The 17,504-nt window shown below is 52.1% G+C and carries 17 protein-coding genes; 7 read left to right on the forward strand and 10 right to left on the reverse strand.

Annotated features, from left to right (window positions below; translation table 11 throughout):
- Positions 1-35: 35 nt before the first annotated feature.
- On the reverse strand, positions 36-1,229 hold the full coding sequence (locus C1752_RS11355) for a murein hydrolase activator EnvC family protein (RefSeq protein ID WP_110986189.1): 1,194 nt from the start codon (positions 1,227-1,229) through the stop codon (positions 36-38).
- Positions 1,230-1,507: 278 nt separating this feature from the next.
- Between C1752_RS11355 and aroB the strand changes: the two genes are divergently transcribed.
- A complete protein-coding gene (aroB, locus tag C1752_RS11360; protein ID WP_110986190.1) occupies positions 1,508-2,626 on the forward strand; it encodes a 3-dehydroquinate synthase in 1,119 nt (372 codons plus the stop codon).
- Between the two features lie 66 nt (positions 2,627-2,692).
- On the opposite strand, the gene C1752_RS11365 is transcribed toward aroB, so the two are convergent.
- The 3 genes from C1752_RS11365 to C1752_RS11375 form a co-directional block, all read right to left on the reverse strand.
- Positions 2,693-3,595: an alpha/beta fold hydrolase gene (locus C1752_RS11365; RefSeq protein WP_110986191.1), complete on the reverse strand. Its 903-nt coding sequence runs from the start codon at positions 3,593-3,595 to the stop codon at positions 2,693-2,695.
- A 177-nt stretch (positions 3,596-3,772) separates the two neighbouring features.
- Complete coding sequence (locus C1752_RS11370) at positions 3,773-4,111, reverse strand: DUF1815 family protein (RefSeq protein ID WP_110986192.1); 339 nt, start codon at positions 4,109-4,111, stop codon at positions 3,773-3,775.
- 414 nt (positions 4,112-4,525) lie between these two features.
- Positions 4,526-5,989: an ammonium transporter gene (locus tag C1752_RS11375; protein WP_110986193.1), complete on the reverse strand. Its 1,464-nt coding sequence runs from the start codon at positions 5,987-5,989 to the stop codon at positions 4,526-4,528.
- Positions 5,990-6,344: 355 nt separating this feature from the next.
- On the opposite strand from C1752_RS11375, the gene C1752_RS11380 reads away from it, so the two are divergent.
- A complete protein-coding gene (locus C1752_RS11380; RefSeq protein ID WP_110986194.1) occupies positions 6,345-7,208 on the forward strand; it encodes a Tab2/Atab2 family RNA-binding protein in 864 nt (287 codons plus the stop codon).
- 23 nt (positions 7,209-7,231) lie between these two features.
- Here C1752_RS11380 and C1752_RS11385 read toward each other — a convergent pair whose 3' ends face one another.
- The 5 genes from C1752_RS11385 to C1752_RS11405 are packed head-to-tail and all read right to left on the reverse strand — an operon-like array spanning position 7,232 to position 12,034.
- Entirely contained in the window at positions 7,232-7,792 is a 561-nt protein-coding gene (locus tag C1752_RS11385) for a hypothetical protein (RefSeq protein WP_233501536.1), read from the reverse strand.
- 18 nt (positions 7,793-7,810) lie between these two features.
- Positions 7,811-9,184, reverse strand: coding sequence for a DUF58 domain-containing protein (locus C1752_RS11390; RefSeq protein WP_233501539.1), 1,374 nt, complete (start codon positions 9,182-9,184; stop codon positions 7,811-7,813).
- 53 nt (positions 9,185-9,237) lie between these two features.
- Positions 9,238-10,179: an AAA family ATPase gene (locus tag C1752_RS11395; protein ID WP_110986195.1), complete on the reverse strand. Its 942-nt coding sequence runs from the start codon at positions 10,177-10,179 to the stop codon at positions 9,238-9,240.
- Positions 10,176-11,360: a DUF4350 domain-containing protein gene (locus C1752_RS11400; protein WP_110986196.1), complete on the reverse strand. Its 1,185-nt coding sequence runs from the start codon at positions 11,358-11,360 to the stop codon at positions 10,176-10,178. Before C1752_RS11400 ends, C1752_RS11395 begins: the two co-directional genes overlap by 4 nt.
- Positions 11,360-12,034, reverse strand: coding sequence for a DUF4129 domain-containing protein (locus C1752_RS11405; protein ID WP_110986197.1), 675 nt, complete (start codon positions 12,032-12,034; stop codon positions 11,360-11,362). Before C1752_RS11405 ends, C1752_RS11400 begins: the two co-directional genes overlap by 1 nt.
- Positions 12,035-12,331: 297 nt before the next feature.
- On the opposite strand from C1752_RS11405, the gene panD reads away from it, so the two are divergent.
- The 3 genes from panD (at position 12,332) to C1752_RS11420 (ending at position 14,784) form a co-directional block, all read left to right on the forward strand.
- On the forward strand, positions 12,332-12,727 hold the full coding sequence (gene panD / locus C1752_RS11410) for an aspartate 1-decarboxylase (RefSeq protein WP_110986198.1): 396 nt from the start codon (positions 12,332-12,334) through the stop codon (positions 12,725-12,727).
- Between the two features lie 39 nt (positions 12,728-12,766).
- The gene (gene cysC / locus C1752_RS11415; RefSeq protein ID WP_110986199.1) at positions 12,767-13,366 is read left to right on the forward strand and encodes an adenylyl-sulfate kinase; all 600 of its coding nucleotides are present in this window, start codon (positions 12,767-12,769) and stop codon (positions 13,364-13,366) included.
- A 248-nt stretch (positions 13,367-13,614) separates the two neighbouring features.
- The gene (locus C1752_RS11420; protein ID WP_110986200.1) at positions 13,615-14,784 is read left to right on the forward strand and encodes an NAD-dependent epimerase/dehydratase family protein; all 1,170 of its coding nucleotides are present in this window, start codon (positions 13,615-13,617) and stop codon (positions 14,782-14,784) included.
- Between the two features lies 1 nt (position 14,785).
- Here C1752_RS11420 and C1752_RS11425 read toward each other — a convergent pair whose 3' ends face one another.
- On the reverse strand, positions 14,786-16,183 hold the full coding sequence (locus tag C1752_RS11425; protein ID WP_110986201.1) for a lysophospholipid acyltransferase family protein: 1,398 nt from the start codon (positions 16,181-16,183) through the stop codon (positions 14,786-14,788).
- An 82-nt stretch (positions 16,184-16,265) separates the two neighbouring features.
- Between C1752_RS11425 and C1752_RS11430 the strand changes: the two genes are divergently transcribed.
- Together C1752_RS11430 and C1752_RS29280 are read left to right on the forward strand one after the other, a co-directional pair.
- A complete protein-coding gene (locus C1752_RS11430; protein WP_110986373.1) occupies positions 16,266-16,955 on the forward strand; it encodes a RibD family protein in 690 nt (229 codons plus the stop codon).
- Positions 16,956-17,033: 78 nt separating this feature from the next.
- Entirely contained in the window at positions 17,034-17,486 is a 453-nt protein-coding gene (locus tag C1752_RS29280; protein ID WP_233501540.1) for a TIGR03792 family protein, read from the forward strand.
- The last annotated feature ends 18 nt before the right edge of the window (positions 17,487-17,504 follow it).

A 17,504-nucleotide genomic window follows, 5' to 3' on the forward strand; every position in this document is an offset into this window, starting at 1 on the left:
ACTGTTTTGGTTATAGCAGCCCTTCTGAGTGCTTACTAGGCAAGGTAGGGGGCGGGGTCGGTGGGCTCACCGTTGAAGCGCACCTCAAAGTGCAGATGTGGCCCCGTCGAGAGACCTGTAGAACCAATTGCGGCAATGGGCTGTCCCCGCTGTACAGATTGCCCTGGAACCACGTACAGCTCGCTGGCGTGACCATAGAGCGTTGTAAAACCGTTTCCGTGGCTGATAATCACGCAGTTGCCATAGCCGCCATTCCAGCCTGCTGTGATCACGGTTCCGGCTTCGGCGGCGTAGATGGGGGTTCCTGTGGGCGCACCAATATCCATGCCGCTATGGAGCCTCCCGCGGCCCAATATGGGGTGATAGCGATAGCCAAAGGAACTGGTAATAGGTCCATTGGCGGGGATTTGAAACTGTCCGCTACTGGTGGGGGGCGGGGCGCTGCTCGGGAGGCCGGGAACTCTCAAACGCTGCTGCAGCATCGTAGCAATGCGCTGGGAGTCTTGTGCAAGCTGAAGTTCGGCAGCTTCTAGAGCCTGACGATCGGTTTGCAGGCGGTTAACGAGCTGCCCCTGAATTTTGGCGTCTTCTTGGAAGTTCGCTTTTTGGCCCAAAAGCTGTTGACTGATCAGGGCAATCTGATTTTTCTGAATTTCGACCTGTAGCCGCTGGTCGGTGAGGCGATCGCGATCTGCCTTTAGGGAGACTAGAGCTGTTTGGTCCGATTGGTAGACCAGTTTGAGCTGACGACGGCGATCGAGTAGCTGCTCTAGGGTGTTGCTCTGCAGCAGCGTAGCCCAGGTGTTGGTATTCCGCTGACGCTGTAAAAAGCGCAGGCGAGCAGAGGTGTTTCCTTGCTTTTGCTCATAGCTGGCCTTGGCCACAACTAGCTCTTTCTCGAGCCGTTCTAGGTCTGTTTTGGCCTGATCTAGTTTGGCCTCATTCTCTGCAATTTGGGCGTCGGTAGCCTGTAGAGTTCGCTTAATGCCTTGAAGACGATCTCGGGCTAACCCTTCCTGCTGCTGAACCTGGCGACGCTGCTGGGTGATGCCCTGGCGCTTTTGATCGACCGTCTGCTGCTGCCGCTGCAGTTCGCTGGGGTTTTGCGCCCTCACCGTGGGGGGGCCGTGCAAAACCAAGCTGGCGACGAGAGCCACACTGAACAACGCCACAAAGCCCAGCGGCAATTTATGTCGCGTCAGGCTTGGGAAAAATTTGAATCTAGACATTGCAGTCCATTGAGCGCTCAAAAAAGTAAGGCCATTATCCTCCTACGATTCTAAGCTTCTGAGACCTACATGCATAGGTGCGGTTGTTCTCGGCTGCCTTTTTCGAGCGCTGGCGGAAGGCATCTAAGGCGGTCGTTCGTCTGGCCTTGCTATGATAGCGGTCGACAAGGTAATGATCACCATCGTCAACGGCAAAATTTTTTGAGCATCTTCTCTGAATTTTTGTGGAACGAAGGGGCGGCACCTGGACTCAAATTACATTTTCTCAAAAGACTTAGATGACAGCTACTCTGATTCCTGTACCGCTGCCTCAGCAGGCTTATTCGGTTGCAATTTCATCTTCTCTAACCGACATTGGCTCGCTGCTGACAAACCCTGAGATCCAGACTACAAAACTGGGTCAAAAAATGGTGGTGGTGTCGAACCCTCAAATTTGGAAGCACTACGGTCAAACGGTGGTCGATTCTCTGGAGAAGGCTGGCTTTGAGGTGACGCACTGCATTTTACCGGCGGGGGAACGCTACAAAACGCCAAAGTCGGTTCAGAAGATCTATGACCATGCCCTCGCGCAACGGCTAGAGCGCTCATCGACCCTCGTGGCATTGGGCGGCGGTGTGATCGGTGATATGACGGGTTTCGCTGCAGCCACTTGGTTACGTGGTATTGCGGTTGTACAGATCCCGACCAGTTTACTGGCAATGGTGGATGCGGCGATTGGCGGTAAAACTGGCGTCAATCATCCTCAGGGGAAAAATCTGATTGGGGCTTTCCATCAGCCTCGGCTGGTGTTGGTGGATCCTAATACGCTGGCGACGTTGCCAAGGCGGGAATTTCGGGCCGGGATGGCTGAGGTGATTAAGTATGGTGTCATCTGGGATCGAGAATTGTTTGAAGAATTGGAGAGTTGCGATCGCATCGATCAGCTTCGTTTTCTTGCCCCTGCATTACTCACCAAAATCCTGACGCGCTCCTGTCAGGCCAAAGCCGACGTCGTCAGCCAAGACGAAAAAGAAGGTGGCCTCAGAGCCATCCTCAACTACGGTCACACCATCGGCCACGCCATCGAAAGCCTGACCCACTACCGCACCTTCAAACATGGCGAAGCCGTCGCCCTTGGCATGATTGCTGCAGGTCACATTGCCGTTGAGCTAGGGCTTTGGTCTACCGAGGATCTAGACCGCCAGCAGCAGTTGATTCTCAAAGCAGGGCTACCTACCCAACTACCTGACGACTTCCCCAGCGCCGACGTCGCCGACCTCTTACTCACTGACAAAAAGGTCAAAGACGGAAAGGTACGCTTTATCTTACCCACTAAAATCGGTGCCGTGACGATCACAGATCAGGTGCCCAAAGCCGCAATTAAGAAATCCCTGGAGCCAATGCTGTCAGGTGCTTAAAGCCTTTTCTTCTCAAGGATGGAATGATACTAACCCCAGTGCGGCCCTAATTCTAGATCGTGTTTTCTAACCGGCCAACTCAGAACTCAAGTGCTGATCCTGGCGAAGAAACGCCAGCAGCTCACGATTAACGATCCGAGGGGCTTCTTGCTGGATCCAGTGGCCGCATTCCGGCACGAACTTGAGCCGGAACGGCGCTTGAATCAGGCGCTCAAATCCCGTCGCAAAGTTAGGGCTCAACACCGTATCATCTTCACCCCACAGCACTAAAGTCGGGATATTGATCGGCAACAGCGATCGATCTCGCTTCAGCAACGATTCTGGGGCTAGCAATTGCCGGTAGTGATTGATGGCCGAAGACAGGGCACCCGTCTTCTCTAAAGCGGCCTGATAAATCTTCAAGGTCTCACTCGAAAAAGGCGTTTTTCGGATTGCCTGCTTTTGGAACCAATTTTGCAAAAACTGCTGCAGGTTAACCTTAATCAACCATTCCGGCAACCCCGGCACCTGAAAGGCCAGCATGTACCAGCTTCTTCTGAGCTGATCCAAGTTGCTTGACAGCTCCCGAAACAGCTTTTGGGGATGCGGCGTATTCAAGAGCACCAATCGTTTTAGATGCTGCGGAAACTTTTCGGCCAGGTTCCAAGCAATCATGCCGCCGCAATCGTGGCCGACAACGTGAGCACACTGATAGCCCAAATTTTGAATCAGACCTACAATATCTTGGCTGAGGGTATCGATATCGTAGCCATTCTCTGGCTTATCTGAGTCGTTATATCCCCTCAGATCTGGGACCACCACCTTAAAGTGACGAGCTAGGGCCGGAAGCTGATAGCGCCACGAGTACCAGAACTCAGGAAAACCGTGGAGTAAAATAACAAGATCCCCCTCACCTTGGGTGACGTAGTGCAACCGGATCTTATTGGTTTGGATAAATTGATGTTGCCAGCAATCACGAGATTGGAACATAATTTCGGTGTGCGATACCTCGTCGCGTGTAGAAATCCTGGCCTACCCACGTTGGCCAGATTTGTAAATGAGCATCCTTAAATCCCCCGTTCCGTTACTCAGCCTAGCACCCACCGGATAGCGTTGAGCATCTTCGGCTAAAAGTCGCTCTCAGATTCTTCTCTACTTAAGAAAGTCCTAATGACGAGCGGCCGCTAGTTCAGAAGCTGGAACTGTTTTAACCTTGAGCAGGTTTGCCAGCTCCTGCAGCTGGCAAATTGCCTCTGCGCCCTCTAATTTCATGAGTTCTCGGTCATCACGCATTTCAGTCCAGGTAATACCGTAGTCCGAAACTAAAAAGCGAATGAGATGATCTTCCCCTAAGCTGACCATAAAAGAGGCACTTTCCATCTTGCCTCCACAGGTATAGCAAGAGGCCAGGTATCCTCTGCGCTCTAGCACAATCGCTAGAGCCTGCAAATTCATGACCAGATCTTGGACAAATTGGCGATGTTGATCAGCTAATCGAAGAAACACAGGGTCCTCCTAAGTTTCGCACTTAGTATTGTAACGACTTTAAATATATTTAACTTTTGTCGCGTTTACTCCGACAAAGCTGTTGAGAGCGCAACTACAGCTCATAAAAGTTTATTTATTGGTGAAATATAAACTCAAAACTGCAATCAAAGTAGTTTAATCTACTCAACCACAGCGTAGCCTGCAGCACAAACTTAAGATTTAAGGGCGCTGACGACTGAAGGAACAAGCCAAAGTGATGGGGTGGACACCTTTCCTTATGCTGCCCATTGATCAAGCCGAAGTTATCAAATATTGCAGTGACATTGCCATAACTTTATAAAGCGGAACCTATTCCTACAAAAGGAATAGGTTCCATAAGTCTGATTCAGCCTGTAACTTTGGGAGCTGGGAGAATAGAGATGTTGATATCTACTACTTCATCTCTTCTTTTAGGAAGCCACTATAGGCCTCCATGCCATGCTCGCCAATATCTAAGCCGCGCAGCTCTTCTTCTTGAGGCACCCGGATGCCCGCGACAGCCTTGATGATGCTCCAGACAATACCGCTAACAATCAGCGTGAAGGCTGCGACTGCTAGAATCCCAACAATTTGGGGGATGAGCTGCACAGTACCGCCCCCCAAGAACAAACCTGCTGCTGGACCTGCACCATCGCCATAGATTGTTCCATCAGGCCCCTGAGAGAACAGGCCCACAGCCAAGGTTCCCCAAACACCGCAGACACCGTGAACAGAGACAGCACCAACCGGGTCATCAATTCTGAGGCCATCAATGATGGTGACAGAAAAAACAACGATGATGCCCGCGACTAAACCAATCACCGCAGCCCAAGGGATAGAGACAAAGGCACAAGGGGCAGTAATGCCCACAAGTCCGGCTAAGACGCCGTTGATAATCATTGAAAGGTCTGGCTTACCCAGATAGAACCAGGCGGTGAATGTTGCAGAGACTCCACCAAATGCGGCGGCAATATTCGTGGTCGTAGCAATGTGGGCAATATCGCTGGCGGCAACACCCATTGTTGAGCCGGGATTAAAGCCAAACCACCCTAGCCACAGAATCAGACAGCCCAGCGTTGCTAAGCTCATGCTGTGCCCAGGAAGGGCCAGCGGGCCGGATTCAGAATACTTGCCAATCCGTGGGCCGAGGATAACCGCTCCCATTAGAGCAGCCCAGCCGCCCACAGAGTGAACCACGGTAGAACCGGCGAAGTCCCAGAAGTTGAAGCCGCCGAGCCAGCCGCCACCCCAAATCCAATGGCCGGTGATCGGGTACATGATGCCCGTTAGAACAACACTAAAGATAATGAACGAGACAAATTTAATTCGTTCTGCAACTGCACCAGAGACAATCGTCGCCGCTGTACCGGCAAACACGAGCTGGAACAGAAATTTCGCCGTCAAAGGCACACCGGTCCAGTTCAAGGCACTAAAAATACCTTGATAGTCATCTCCGGTGAGTGGGCTATTATCAGCACCCGCGAGAAAGAAGCCACCGGTTCCAAAGATTGGGGTGCCGTCGCCAAACATAAGGCCAAAGCCAATGGCCCAGTAGGCAATTGTGGCTAGGGCGAAGACGACTAGATTTTTCGCTAGAATATTGACAGCATTCTTCTGACGGCAAAATCCGGTCTCTAACATACCGAAGCCTGCGTTCATGAAGAACACGAGAAAGGCACAGAACAACACCCACATGGTGTCAAGTCCCACTCTCAGTTCTGCAGCGACTTCAGCCGCATCAGGAGGAGCATCCTGAGCCGTTGCGGCAAAGCCCCAGAACAAAATAATGATTGCTGCGAAGGGCAGACAGGCCTGCCAAAGAGGCGACAGGCGAATAACTGATTTGAGGTTAGACCTCTTTGGTTTCGGCTTAGACATCACCACTGTAATGTTCCTTAGATAAGCGAAGGACAAAGTAGACGGTAAACAACTACACGATGGCAGTACAACCCACAAAGCTTAAACAGCTATCTATGAGAAGGGCGTCAAGAGTTTACCTTGGTGAGGGACCGAACTGCAGAAAATACAGCTTTAGATGACCTCACAGTCAGGAGTGAACGGTAGTTGAACCGATTCCAGCAGGTCTAGTGCCGCCATTCTGTATCAATTAATACATTTTGTTGAGGGCTGGAGAGTTGATTGTGGTCGGTGATTGTGAAACGCTTAGGGATGGGCTTGAGCTCGTTGATAAGCTGCGCCGCTGGGCGCAGGCTAACCAAGGTACGGCGGCGGAATGACCAAGGTTTGGGAAATTGATTTCTATTCACGGCCCATCTTAGATGAGCAGCAAAAGAAAATTTGGGAACTCCTGGTTTGTGATACCCAACGCTCTTTTGAATACACTCAACAATGCTCAGGAGCTGAAGCGAATGCGCGTTGGCTGCAGAATGCTTTGACTGAGGCGATGGAGCAATGGCGACAGTCTCAGGGGGTGGCCGTATCGGAGCAGCCGGAGAAGATTCGTTTTTTCCGGCGTCAGATGAGCAGCATTATTACCCGTGCCTGCAAGGGGATAGGGATTCCGGCACAGGCCAGCCGCCGGACCTTCGCGATTTATCAATGGCTGCAGGAGCGTTCTTTACAGGTCTATCCACAGCATCCAGGCTATCAGCCGCTGATGGCTCCCCCGGCGCAATTTGATCCGATGCCGCCTCAGTCGCTACCGGATGCGTTGGTGGGTCAGAGCTGGAGTATCGCAACGCTGCCTTTGAGCGCCTTTTCAGAGATGCAGGACTGGGAGATTGCCTTTAACGACCCATTCCCGCTGGAGCTAGTAAAGCTACCGGCAGATACGAATATTCCTGGGCTGATCATTTTTTCAGAGCGGGCGGTCCCTTTGGCGGGCTGGATGTCCGGTTTGGAGCTAGCTTTTCTCAAGTTTTCTCCCACGCCCAAGCCGCAGCTGCTGCTAGAGACTGGGCTAGTGGAACGCTGGGTTCTTTCTAATCTGCAGGATCCGACACTGGCGACTGAAGTTGAGGCGTTTGAGCGGACGAAGCAAGAGGCTCAGCAGCTCCACTTCTTGGCTATTCAGTCTAGCCCGGAGGCGCAGGATTTTGCTGGTTTTTGGCTACTGCAAGAGCTGCTGCCGGATTGAGAAGCACTGACTGTAGCCCTTTGCTAGCGAGGCCAAAAGAGGCTGCCCAATGTCAGGATGATGATGCCGAGGGCAAACCAGACAAAGCCATTGTCTTTGGTTTCAACTTGGCTGGGATCTGCGGGAGGCTGAATCACACGTTTGGGTTGGGGGGGCTTGGCAAGGGGGCGAGCGGTAATCCGGGAGTTGCGATCGCGTTCTTCCACTTGCTCTAAATCAGGAATCTGCGTGAGCCATTCGGGCCGCATCTCCAGCTTGGGCGCTTCCAGAATATACAACAAGCGCTTGCTTTGCTTGCGTGTCTCAGCGTAAGGATGGGTATTGAGCTGCCGACAGAGGGTGAGGGCTTCTTCGCGCTGTCCTGCTGCTTCATAGGCCGTCACGAGAGACATCTGAATCTCGCCGCCGATGCGGGAGTTAGGTAATCCCAGATTGTTGGCTTGACTTAACCACTCAACGGCCTCTCGATACTGACCGCGTTCAAAAAGGGACTGACCGGTCCGGTAAGCCGCCATCATTTTCTGCTGTTTTGGATCTAGTTCTGAGTTCACTGAGCTTGATGTTCTGGCATTCGTATCAAGCATTTTAAATGCTTTTACCGATCAAAGACGATTGCGGGCCTTAAGCAGTAGATAGCTATCAACCAGCCGTTCGCTAATGGTATTGGCTGGGGCATCTAAAACCATGACGCCCTGCTGTTTAAGTCTGGCGAAAGCCACTCTCCGCTGCTGCATTAAATCAAGCGCAACGGACTGCGTGTAGAGTCCCTGGACCTGGTCTGCAAGCCGCTGGTCCGTGGTCGCTAAGGGCTGCTGCGCCAGAGCATCCACTTGGGGATCGCGCAGGGCAACGCAGAAAGGCAAAAAACGGGGAGACAGCCGAGCCATCGCTGCCAGCAGCTCAGAGGAGGCAATATCATCAACGATATCGGTCAGTAAAACCACTAAGGCTCGCCGTGTGTATTGATTGAGAACGCGGCTGACGACGGCCACATAGTCTGATTCCGTCATTACCGGCTCTAGGTTATAGACCTGTCCGAGAATATGAGAGAGATGAGACTGACCGGGCTGCGGTCCAACCCAGGTGTGGATGTCGTTGTCGAAGACGCAGACGCCCACGCGATCGCCTCGACGCAAGCCCGCTAAGGCCAATGATAAAGTGGCATTCAGCGCCCAATCAAATCGTTGAAGGCCCGCGACCTGAGCCGTCATTAATCGACCTCTATCGAGCAAAATAATCAGGGGCTGATCTCGCTCTGGCTCCAGCAGGCGCACAAGGGGACGACCTCGACGGGCAGTAGCTTTCCAGTCCAGCAGTCTAAGGTCGTCACCGACGTTATAGTCTCGCAGCTCTGAGAATTCTGTACCCCCTAGAGCATGACGCCGCCGTCGTAGGCTTCCGCTCGCTTCAAGGCTAAGGCGCACCGACAGCAGCCGGAGGCCAATTAGATCAGGATAAACGTCAACGTCTGTATGCACGGGAAGTCGCCAAGAACGACAGAGAAGCCCCCAAGGGCTATCCTGTCGCAGGGCGATGCCTGTCCATTTGTAGGCTCCTCTCCGGGGGGGGAAGACGTGATAGGTCAGCTCGGTCAGGGTATGTGTTCCGATCGGAACGGTGAGGGTTTCCTGATCGGCTCGAAAGTCTTGCGGATACAGGTCGCGGATTTGGAGCTGGCTTTTGGGGCTGTTTTTGGGTCCGCTGCCCACTGTGATTTTGAGGTGAATGGGATTCTCGCGACCAATGGAAAGGCGGGGGTCACAGCTACGCTCAATCTGGATCTGCCAGCGAGCCGTGCGGCGGTGATCTAGGGTTGCGATCGCAACCACCAAAACATCATACAAAAACACCAAAACCCAAGACACCCACAGCGGCAAACTCGGCATCAGCGCCATCACCAGCGGAATCAGCAACCCCAACAGCAAAAGCAGATAGAACCGTCCAGTCGGGATCGGACGCACTTTATGCGCTTTCATGGGCCTGGGGGCCTCAGGTCCAGCCATGATAGGGTTTGTTGAAGCAGCAGCCGTCATCGCGGTACCGGAATACGAGTTAATAGATTCTGAATCACTTGATCAATCGAAACCCCATCAAGCTGCGCCTCTGGCTTCAAGATCAAGCGATGCTGCAGCAACGGCAGCGCCATCGACTTCACATCATCAGGGGTGACAAAATCTCGATCGGTCAGCCAAGCCTGGGCCTGGGCGGCTCGCAGCCATCCCACTGCCGAACGCGGCGACGCACCCAGGAGTAGCTCGGGCTGTTGCCGACTGGCACTTACTAACGCCAAGAGGTAATCCACCAAGTTCTCTTCGACGCGTACCTGACGCATCAACTGACGGGCCTGCAGCACTTCATCCACCGTAATCACCGGCTGCAAATTCATCTGCTTTAGATCACGGTGCTCAAAGCCGCCCAAAACATTCTGCAGCATTTGCTTCTCCGCCTTGGCCTCAGGGTAAGTGACCACCAGCTTGAACAGAAATCGGTCAAGCTGCGCCTCCGGAAGTGGATAGGTGCCCTCAAACTCCAAAGGGTTTTGGGTGGCAATCGTCCAAAACAGCGGCGACAGCGGCATCGTTGTGCCGTCCAGCGTTACCTGGCGCTCCTCCATCGCCTCCAGCAGAGCCGCCTGCGTTTTAGGAGGGGTGCGGTTAATCTCATCTGCCAGCAAAATCTGCGTGAAAATGGGCCCTTTTCGCAGGGAAAAACTGCGGCTGTTGAAGTCAAAAATACTGGTGCCCAAAACATCCGCAGGCAGCACATCCGGCGTCAACTGGACCCGCCGAAACTCAGCCTGCATCAAATTGGCTAAAAGCCGTACCAAGAGTGTCTTGGCCGTACCCGGCACCCCTTCTAGAATGACGTGACCTTCCGCCAGTAACGCAATCAGCAAGCCTTTGATCACGGCGTCTTGACCAATTACGATCTGGCTTAGCTGTTGATGGAGGCGTTCGAATGCTGTACTCAAGGTAGTTCTCGCAGTAGGGATTCAACATTTGCAACCCAGGCTAGCAGTTCTCGGTCACTTCGCACATTCGGCTCTAGTAACTTTAATAACTCCGGTGCTGAGCGCCCCGTCGCCTCGGCCCAGTGGTCCGAGAGCCGCTCCGCGTCAGGAAGATTATGGCTGTAGGGAGAGATCAGCCCCAATTGAGTCGCTAAAGTCCTGCGGAACTGCTGCCCCAGTGCTTGAGTTGCAAACTTTGTCTGTCTAGCCGCATTCATTGTGCTGGCTAACGCCTGGATGTATTGTTCACTGGTATCTTGTCTTTCAGGTTTAAGCTTCACTAAATTGCCAAAGCGATGATTGTGGCCCCAGATGAGCAGCAACAACACAAAGCCAAGCTGAGCGGCCATAATTGCCACCGGGGTACGCATTAGGTACTCCACAAAATCTTGCGGCTTCGATGCCGCGGCCTTCGCCTCTGGTGAGGGATCGCGATAGCCATGAATCCATTCATCGATCCAGATGGTTCCTCCCTGACGCTGGGATAAAGTCGCGAGAAAGCGATAGTTATCCGCCTGGTCCGCCAGAGCATTCGAGGCCAGCCAAGGGTAGGCACAGCTAATCAGCATCCCCTTGCCCACTGGCTGAGACCAAACAACTGACCCAAACCGATCCTGTAGTTCCACTGCTACGTCATCGGAAGCATCTGCGCGCGATGACCCCGATGATGTTCCCTGATTGGTGTAGCGTCGCGTCGTTTCAATCTTGACTTGATCCGTACCGGCTTTTAGACGAGAGGTAAAGGGAGCCTCGGTAACGCTGCCCTGCTGCTGCAGCTTGATTAGGGTATTGCCGTTCGCCAGCCAAGTTTGGATTCCTTCTTCTCGGGAAGAAGCGCTCACATCGATACCAAAAGCAGACTGGCCACCAACCTGAATCAAGGTTTGCCCTGTACCGCTGAGCTGATCGTAACTTTTCCGCCATCGCTTCACGGGCTGCTGTTGCTGCTCCATGTAGTCATACCAGCCTCGGTAACCCGTTAGCGCTCTTGAGTAGCTCGACCCTTTCTGGGCACCAGGTGCCGCCAACAGAATCAAGCCAAAGAGCACCAGCACTGCTAGCAATATCGCCACAATCCAAACCGGAGGCCGACGGCGACGGGAAGGATCAGCGCTTTGTACGCCAGGAGAAGTATTGACCATTACGGCACCACCGGACGACAGGGCGCCAATTCAGAGGCTAGTCGCTGATAAGCTTGCTGACAGCGTTGAAACCGCTCAAGTGATGCATCTTGAGCACCGTAGCAAATCAGCTCGTGGGTTTGAAAAAGCTGACTCCAGGCTTGAGGTAGCTCTGCGGCCTGAGGATATAGGACCCAAAGCGAGTCTAATCGGCGGAGATATTCTTGATCCGTTAGGGCTGGATTCTGAGCAAGCCACTCCGTCTTTTCGAGCTGAACCAAAAGGGCCATGTAGAGGGCACGGCAAGCAGTGGCGTAATCTTGCTGTGATTGGGCTGCTGCCGCTTGCGCGAGCCAATCTTGCAGCGTTTGAGTTTCTATTGAGGTCTGCTGAGTTGCGGTGATAGAGGACTGCCGACGCCTTCGTCGATTGAATAGACTGATAACGGCCTTAATGCCCCAGTAAAGAAGACTGCAGACGATTACAACTGCAGCCGCTCGAAGGAGCCACATTAGTAACGGGCCTAGCCAGTCAGGTGCGTCTTGAAACGTTGAATCTGAACCTTGCAGCCAATCCAATAGCCGCCTGAGTTGTAGCTCACCTCTTTCTGCGATTTGTCGCCTAAGACTTTTAAACTGCCATCTTGACCGTTCAATGGGAGTGAGGGCACCGAGAATGATCGACATTAATTGCATAGGGGCTTAACCCAGTGATATAGCGGTACATGTGTTGATTAGGATATGAAAAGGGCTGAAACCTGCCTGTACCTAAAGAAGGGGTGCCCTAACTCAGCCAAGTACTGCTACATAGACTTCGACCTATTGATTAGGATATTAGGGCAATTGAAACGCCCGTCGAAGTAGTGCTGCCCTAACTCAGCTAGCGCCGGCTATCGAAGCACTGTGTTTGAGTGTAGGGGGTTAGTCCCCACTGGGCCGTAATTTTCACAAAAACCCAAAAATGTTAAGCTTTTTTTAGTCATTAAGGCTTCTATGCAGCGTACCCTCCTCGCCACCAAGATTCACAACTGCACCCTCACGGCAGCTAATATTGCCTACGTTGGCAGCATTAGCATTGATTCCGTGCTGCTAGAGGCCGCGGGAATGGTGCCCTATGAACAAGTGCATGTCGTCAACGTTAATAACGGTGAGCGGCTGATTACCTATACGATTCCGGCTGTTGCTCATTCAGGTGCCATTGAGCTAAATGGAGCTGCAGCTCGCCTCGGTGCCCCTGGCGATCGCATCATTATTATGGCCTATGCTCAGTTCTCGACCCAAGAGCTAGACGGATTTAGCCCTACAGTCGTTTTTGTCGATCATGACAATCAAATTACTGAGGTGCGGCCTGCCCAGCATGAACGGTCTAAAGCCCTTTGTGCGACCTAGCATTTTCCTGTTGTTCTACATATTAGCGATCCTCAATCTATGAAATCTTCGAACGTTGTTTGGCACGAAAGTACCATTACCCGGCAGCAGCGGGAAGCGCTCAATAATCACCAGAGCACCATCCTTTGGTTTACTGGACTATCAGGTGCGGGGAAATCGACGCTAGCCCATGCAGTGGAAGCCAAGCTGCATGAGCGGGGGTGTCGCACTTTTGTTGTAGATGGCGACAATGTCCGCCACGGTCTCTGCGCAGATTTAGGGTTTTCAGACGAGGACCGAGAAGAGAATATTCGTCGGGTCGGAGAAATTGCCAAGCTATTCAACGAAGCCGGTATTATTACGCTGACGGCCTTTATCTCACCCTTTCGGGCCGATCGCGAAAAGGTGAGACAGCTTGTACCAGAGGGAGATTTTATCGAGGTCTATTGTCAGGCCAGTTTAGATGTTTGCGAAGAGCGGGACGTCAAAGGTCTCTATAAAAAAGCCAGATCGGGGGAAATTGCCCATTTCACCGGCATTTCGTCCCCCTACGAAGCACCGGAAAAGGCAGAGCTTGAGGTTGATACGGGCAGCAAATCTTTAGAGGATTGCGCGGCTCAGGTTATCGACTATCTATCGACTAAAGGCGTGTTGAAGTAGGCGAGTCCCAACGAGCCACAGGCAAAATATTAAAAAAGCATCGGGCATAGCCTTTCTCAATTTCTTCGGGGTTTTATGTTCTGTCAGTCGATGTATTTGCTTTGACTGCAATCTCTGAGTCCATTGGTCGCAGATGGTTTGGCGTATTTATAGCAATACCTAAAATGTCGTTTTTTCACCGCTAGAAGCGGCCCTCTTTTAAGGTAGTGTTATGAGTGTGGGCCTATTAAAGACGGTAGAGAGCAGGCATGAAGATTGTTGTTTTGGGTGGTGATGGTTTTTGCGGTTGGCCGACGGCGCTGCATCTATCAAACCTTGGACACGACATTGTCATTGTCGATAACTTGTCGAGACGCAACATCGACAACGAGTTAGAAGTTTACTCTCTAACCCCCATTAGCTCTATGACAGTGCGCCTGCAGGCTTGGAAAGAGGTCTCAGGCAAAACACTGGAGTTTCGGAATTTTGATATTGCTAAGGAGTACGATCAGCTCCTGAATCTGTTTACGACTGAGCGACCTGATGCGGTGGTGCATTTTGCCGAACAACGAGCGGCTCCCTACTCCATGAAGTCGTCTAAGCACAAGCGCTATACCGTTGATAATAATCTCAATGCCACAAATAACGTTCTCTGTGCGGTGGTGGAGTCAGGACTCGATATCCATGTGGTTCATCTGGGTACGATGGGGGTCTACGGCTACGGCACGGCGGGGATGAAGATTCCCGAAGGCTATCTCGATATTCAGGTGGTGACGGATACTGGAGCGGTGATTACAAAGGAGATTCTGCATCCGGCGAATCCAGGCAGTATTTACCACATGACCAAAACTCAGGATCAGCTTTTCTTTGCTTACTACAATAAGAATGATCAGGTTCGCGTCACGGATCTGCATCAGGGTATTGTTTGGGGCACGAATACGGCTGAAACGAAGAAGGATGAGCGGCTGGTTAATCGATTTGACTATGATGGCGATTATGGAACAGTCCTCAATCGCTTTTTGATGCAGGCGGCGATTGGTTACCCTTTGACCGTTCACGGCACTGGGGGACAAACCCGTGCTTTTATTCACATTCAAGATACGGTGCGGTGCGTGCAGTTGGCGATTGAGAATCCGCCGCCGGTTGGGGATCGGGTCCAGATTCTAAATCAGATGACGGAGACTCACCGGGTCCGGGCTTTGGCTGAGCTTGTTTCTAAGATTACCGGAGCTGAGATTGAGTATTTAGAGAATCCTAGAAATGAAGCGGCTGAGAATGAGCTGTATGTAGATAATCAGTGCTTTTTAGATCTAGGGCTAGAGCCCACGAAGCTTAATGAAGGGCTGCTTAAAGAAGTAACTGAGGTGGCGGCGAAGTATGTGGATCGTTGCGATCGCAACAAGATCCTCTGCACCTCAAAATGGCGTCAGAAGAAGTAGGCTAAACAATCATCTCTTCTAAAGACGTCTGCAGTTCTCGCGTCAGCGCTTCAACTTCTTGACGGGCGTGGCGACGGTCTTTTTGATAGGTCGGGAATCGTTCTGTCACCGATAGCGGTTTACCCACCGTAATGCGTAGTGACTTGAGACCCAAATCTGGCGGACTGTGGGGATCGCCACCCTTTAGATGTTCAACAATCTTCCAGACAATTAGAATGGTCTCTGCAAACCGATCAATGCTGGGCTTCTGCAAAATATAGTGGCCCGTAACCGAAGACAGTCGCTCCACAATTCTCATGTGGTTGAGCTTGAGGCTGGCCTCCTCTGCTGTCCAGTCCGCTAAGCCCTGCTCCAAGGGTGAAAGTTCCTCGATATCTCGATAAATGTGTGACCAACCGGCCTGCTCAATCTTTCGGCAGCGATCAGATAGGCTACCTTTAGGCTCTAGCCCAAAGTACTCTTCCGCGACCTGTAGCACCACCTCTAAACGAGATTTTAGACGCTTCGTCAAATACTGATTGCGATGGCAGCCGTTCACTTCTGGCTCAGCCGTCGCTATCTCAGGGAAGGTGCGATGGTAGTAGCGGGCATAGAAGCCCTCCATGATCTCTAAGAGATGATCGCTTAAGCGCAACAACCGACCATAAAGTGCATCCGCCTGCGCATCGGCAAGATGTCCCTTCGGTATGCTCATCTCTGGAGAAATACCTGCTGTCGTCTCCATTTCAGTCAGCAGATCTTCGAGTGGTGACCAGGACAGATCCCGATAGGAATACTGAATCCCGATTGGGACAACGTAGACAGACTCAGGCCGGTTTGCCTTGTGCAAATCATCCGCACACCAAAACCCAAGCTGAGCGGCACCAGGCTCTAGCGAGCCTACCATCTCACTATGCTCATTTGCGCCGCCCTCGGGCGCTAATGAAAGCGGAATCACGCCGTTGGCCATTAAATCTCTCGCCGCCTTCAATCCCTGGCGATCGGCCTTACCCCGAAAAATGGGGGTGCCGCCCAGCCGAGGGAACAGCCAAGTCACAAATTCCCCCGCCCACAGAGGAATCCCTCGGTCGTACATGAAATGACTACGGACCGGTTCTTTAAACTTGACGCCCATTCGCCTTGCTGCTTTGGGGACCGCATACCACAGCAAATAAGCCATCACAAACGGATCTGCCGTACCCGGATGCCGAAACGTTAGCAGCATCCTGACCTTATCGGCCTGAAATTTCTGATAAAGCTCTACTAAGACTTCAGTATTCTCTGTCTGAATTGAGGCAATGGAGAGCTTGTATCGCATCCATGCCGGGAGCAAGAACTTAACGACCCTAATGACCAGCGGATCCAGCCTTTGCGGCAGAAATTTGAGAGGCGGCTGAACTTTACGGACGGGCTGCGGCAAAATCTGACGGCTCCGGGCATTTGTGGTTATCTTTAAGTTTAATGAATCACTTGCTAGCTTAACGACCCCACTGGTGCGCTTTATGAACCGTCCGCTCCTTGATCGACCCTACGCAACCGTTGTCTTTGCCATGAGTGCCGATGGCAAGATTGCCGCTGACGATGCCCAGCCGTCTTTCGGCTCGGATGCTGACTATAAACATCTCGAATGTCAGGTGGCAGCGGCTGATGCCGTTTTAGTCGGTGCTGGCACGATGCGAGCGGGTGGCTCTGCCATGCGAGTGCAGGATTCTGAACTGATTCAGGCTCGACAGCAAGAGGGTAAATCAGAGCAGCCTGCGCAAATTGTCTGCACTCGCTCAGGCAAGATTGATTCTGACTTGCCATTTTTTAGCCAAGCCGTTCCTCGTTGGCTGCTGACGACACAGAAGGGCGCTCAGAAATGGCAAGAAAACTCTCATTTTGATCAAGTTCTGATCCACGAGACTTCAGAACAGTCGGTGGATTGGCAACCTGCTTTCAAGCAACTTAAGGCGCTGGGTGTCGAGAAATTAGCGGTTCTAGGTGGCGGCGCAATTGTGGCAGCCCTGCTAAAAGCCGGACTGATTGACGAATTTCATCTAACCGTTTGCCCTTTGTTCTTAGGTGGGGCAGAGCGGCCTACACCTGTCGGAGGGCCAGGTTTTTCAGAGGACGATGCGCCTAAATTGACGCTACTGAAGCTACAGCAGGTTGAGCAGGAGATTTTCTTGCATTACAAAGTAGAACATTGACATCTGTGTTCCTAAGAGATTCTATGCAGCATTGACACAGTACTAAGGAAGTAGAGATCTCTCACAGGCATCAGTTCTATGGCTTTAAAGCTCAGAAAATCCTTTGTTCTCATGGGTTCCGCCAGCATTTGGCTGATGATTGTTGGCGTTGCTCGGCCCGTGAGTGGAGAACAGAAACCAGGCACAGATGGCTCTCAGGTTGTTCAGTCTACATCGCGCCAAAATTCTGATTCATCCATTGCTGTTGAGTGGTTAAGAATCAAGGTTGATCCGGCACGGCGGCAGGAGTATTTACAGAAAGATGCTGAGATCTGGACGCCAGCGCTCAAGCGTTATCCAGGATTTATCGATAAAACGGTCTGGCTCAATCCCGATAACAATGCGGAGATTATCATCGTGGTGCGCTGGGCATCGCGGGAGCAGTGGTTTTCAATCCCCAAGGCTGATTTGGAAGCTATTCAGGCGCAGTTTGATCAAGCCTTCCCCTTTGAACACCGCATCAAGGAAGTGCAGGAATATCAGGCTTTATAGGTTGCAGGCTGGCACAAC

Origin of the sequence: Acaryochloris thomasi RCC1774 (assembly GCF_003231495.1) — a bacterium.
In the GTDB taxonomy this organism is placed as follows: Bacteria; Cyanobacteriota; Cyanobacteriia; order Thermosynechococcales; family Thermosynechococcaceae; genus RCC1774.